Source organism: Gemmatimonadales bacterium (genome assembly GCA_035502185.1).
GTDB lineage: Bacteria > Gemmatimonadota > Gemmatimonadetes > Gemmatimonadales > JACORV01 > Fen-1245.
Genome location: DATJUT010000016.1, coordinates 1 through 2,139 on the forward strand (window position 1 = coordinate 1; position 2,139 = coordinate 2,139).

General features: G+C 73.8%; 3 protein-coding genes. All 3 read right to left on the reverse strand.

Annotated features, from left to right (window positions below):
• A partial coding sequence (locus VMF70_02210; protein HTT66820.1) for a (Fe-S)-binding protein occupies window positions 1-1,174 on the reverse strand: 1,174 nt, incomplete at its 3' end.
• Between the two features lie 70 nt (window positions 1,175-1,244).
• Window positions 1,245-1,850 carry a hypothetical protein gene (locus VMF70_02215; GenBank protein ID HTT66821.1) on the reverse strand — a complete coding sequence of 202 codons (606 nt, stop codon included), beginning with the start codon at window positions 1,848-1,850 and terminating at the stop codon, window positions 1,245-1,247.
• A gap of 4 nt (window positions 1,851-1,854) precedes the next feature.
• Window positions 1,855-2,139 (reverse strand): TusE/DsrC/DsvC family sulfur relay protein (locus VMF70_02220; GenBank protein HTT66822.1); only part of this gene is annotated, 285 nt, incomplete at its 5' end.

Here is a 2,139-nt window from a genome sequence, read left to right on the forward strand (position 1 = left end):
TGTGGCAGGGCGTGACGACCACCTTCGCGCCGGTGCGCCGGATCTGCTCCGCCTTAAGCCGGCCCGCGGCCACGCGCCGGGCCGCGTACTCGGAGGCCGCCAGCATCCCCCCGCCCCCGCCGCAGCAGTAGTTGTGCTCGCGGTTCGGCGTCATCTCCACGAAATCCGAGACCGCGCGCGCCAGGACGCGGCGCTGCGGCTCGATCACGCCGCCGCTCCGCACCAGGTTGCAGGGATCGTGGAGCGTCACGCGGTCCGGGTTGCGCGACGCATCGAGCGCGATGCGCCCCTCGGCCACGTAGCGGTCCACCAGCTCGACGAAGCTCACGATCTCGAACGGGAAGGTGCGCCGCAGGTACTCGGGCGCCTCCCAGCGGAGGCTGCGGTACCCGTGACCGCATTCGGCGACCACCAGCGTCTCGACGCCGAGCGCCTCGGCGCGCTCCAGAAGGCGGCGGCTGATCGCGCCCGCCGATCCGCGGTCGCAGGCGAAGTACGCGTAGTTGGTGATGTCGAAGTCGCTGCTGGTGAGCGTCCAGCTCTCGCCCGCGGCGTGGAGGATGAGGCCGGCCGCCGAGATCGAGAGGGGGAAGAACTTGATCTCGCGTGGGTTCAGGGCATACAGCACCCGCTTGCCGGGCGCGTCGAGCGGCAGGGTGACGGTGGGATCGCCGGTCGTCTGGCGCAGGTCGTCCTCGAGCCAGGCGATCGTCTCCCGCACCTCGTCGGCGGGGATGCGCATGCTGTTCCCCGTCTCGAGCGCGGCGGCGACGTTGGCCTGGATGCCGGCCGGCACCCGGCCCGCGGCGACCAGCATCGCGCGGGCGAGCCCGATCACGTTGGCCGGGTCGAGCCCGACGGCGCAGTGGAGCGCGCAGCGGCCGCACATGGTGCAGCGGCCGAAGGCCGCGTCCTTGAGGTCGTCGAGGGCCGCGTCGTCCAACTCACGCGCGCCGGTGAGCCACGGGAACACGCGGCCTGACCATGTATGGTAGCGGCGGTAGAGCCGGGCGACCCGCTGCACCTTGGCCGCCGGCGTGGAGGCCGGGTCGCGGTCGGCCAGGTACACGTGGCAGGTGTCGGCGCACAGGTTGCAGCGCACGCAGGACTCGAGGAACGCCGCGGTGCGGGCGTCGAGGCCCGTGCGCAGCAGGTCGAGGGCCGGCGCGGTCATCGGCGCGCCTGCGGGCGCTTCGCCCGCGGCTGTCACCGGCGCGCGCTCCCGCAGCCGGCCGCGGCGGGCGTCATCCGCGCACGCCGCGCCGCCCGTAGAACCGGCCCCACAGTGCGCGGCTGGTGACGAGGAACAGCATGTGCCGCAGCTTGCCGAGCGGCGCGTAGAGCAGCAGCGCCGCGCCGGCGAGCTGGAACGGCACGACCGCGCCCGGGGCGAGCGCGGCCGCGAGCGCGGTCGCGAGCGCCGCATCCACCAGCAGGTTCGCGATCGTGTCGTCGGGCACCGAGACGGCCCGGAGGTCGTTCCGGGCGTGACGCTTGGCCAGCAGGCCGAGCCCGCACGCCAGGGCGAGGGCCAGGACCACCGCGAGGGCGACGCCGACCACCCGCGGCAGCGCGAACGGCGTCACGGTGAGGACGAGCGCCGCGAGCATCGCGAAGATGCCGGCGTGATAGACGATGCCCGCCAGGTAGGTCGCGAGGTGCGCGCTCGCGCTCTCCTTGGCCCACGGGAGGAAGGCGGTGGTGAACGCGTAGCGCACGCCGGCGCCCTCGCTGCCGCGCGGCGCCGCGTACGTCGGCACCCGCACGCTGCCGATCCCCCGCCGGGCCAGCGCGAGCGAGGCCGCCGCGACGGCGAACGCGGCGAGCAGCACCACGGCGGAGGTCGTCACGGCCTCAGACGCAGCCCTCGGGCTTGGGGAGCCCCGCCACCTTGCAGGCGCCCTTGGCGGGCCCCGACGGGAACATCCTGAAGATGGCGCGGAGGTTGGTGCCGGTCGCCTGGCAGAGCTTGCGGATCATCGGGGCGGACTGGTGCTCCACCCAGTACTGCCGGATGAAACGCACCACCGCCCACTGCTGCGCGTCCATCTCGGTGATGCCTTCGGTGGTGGCGAACAGGCGGGCCACCTCGTCGTCCCACAGCTCGGGCTGCTGCAGGAAGCCTTCCTCGTCCACCAC